This window comes from Nocardia sp. NPDC058666, assembly GCF_042714895.1.
GTDB lineage: Bacteria > Actinomycetota > Actinomycetes > Mycobacteriales > Mycobacteriaceae > Nocardia.
Map to the genome: position 1 here is coordinate 1 of NZ_JBHXRY010000094.1, position 1167 is coordinate 1167.

Below are 1167 nucleotides of genomic sequence, written 5' to 3' on the forward strand. Positions count from 1 at the left end.
CGGCGACGCCGGCGGCCTGGAGGCCCTCGACGTAGGCGGCGGTGTGCCGGGCGGCGAGGTGGGTGTCGGCGCCGAAGGACCGTACGCCGATCACCGGGTTGTCCGGGTTGGAGTTGACGTCCGCGGACGGGGCCCAGTTGAGGTTGACCCCGCACTCGGCGAGGCGGCGGCCCAGCTCGCGGGCGACCTCGCGGGTCAGCGCGGTGTCGTCGACGGCGCCGAGGGCCAGGTTGCCGGGGAAGGACGAACCGCCGCGGACCTCCAGGCGGGTGACGTCGCCGCCCTCCTCGTCGATGGCGACCAGGACGTCGTCGCGCTCGGTACGCAGCTGCGCGGTCAGCGCGGCGAGCTGCTCGGGCGAGGCGATGTTGCGGCCGAACAGACCGACGGCGGTGAGGCCCTCGCCGACCCGGCGGAGCAGCCAGGCGGGCGCGGTGGTGCCCTCGAAGCCGGGCTGGAGGACGGCGAGGGCGTCGCGGGTGACCGTGTCGGTGCGGTGCGCAAGAACAGTCATGGGGCCGTTATCCCTTCACGGCGCCGGCGGTGAGGCCCGCGGCCATCTTGCGCTGGACGATGAGGAAGAGGACCACGATCGGGACGGCCATCATGGTGGAGCCGGCCATCATCGGGGCGAACTCGGTGCCGTGCTTGGTGGTGAAGTTGCCGAGCCAGACGGTGGCGGTCTGGTTCTGCTGGCTCATCAGCATCAGCGCGTACAGGTACTCGTTCCACGCCTGGATGAAGGCGTAGACGGACGTGGCGACCATGCCCGGGGCGAGCAGGGGGAAGACGACCCGCAGGAAGGCGCCGGTCGGCGTGCAGCCGTCGACCATGGCCGCTTCTTCCAGCTCCTTGGGGATGTTGACGATGAAGCCGCGCAGCGTCCACACGGTGAAGGGCAGGACGAAGGTCAGGTACGTGATGATCAGGCCGGTGAGCTTGTCGTACTGGCCGAGGTCGTTCAGGAGCAGGAAGACCGGGATGATCATCGCGACGAGCGGGACCATCTGGACGGCGAGGATCCCGACGATCACGACCTTGCGGCCGCGGAAGGCGAAGCGGGAGATGGCCAGGGCGGCCAGCATCCCGACGGCGATGCCGATGACGACCACGACGAGCGAGACGATCAGGCTGCGGCCGACCGGGCCCCAGAAGTCGGCGATGTCC

The 1167-nt window shown here is 70.4% G+C and carries 2 protein-coding genes; both read right to left on the minus strand.

All coding sequences use genetic code 11. The features are described from left to right. Positions 1-514, minus strand: a 514-nt coding sequence (locus tag ACFWVD_RS28715) for a glycoside hydrolase family 3 N-terminal domain-containing protein (protein ID WP_379248042.1), incomplete at its 3' end; no start/stop codon positions are given. A gap of 7 nt (positions 515-521) precedes the next feature. Then, the coding region (locus ACFWVD_RS28720; protein WP_379248044.1) for a carbohydrate ABC transporter permease at positions 522-1167 on the minus strand (646 nt) is incomplete at its 5' end.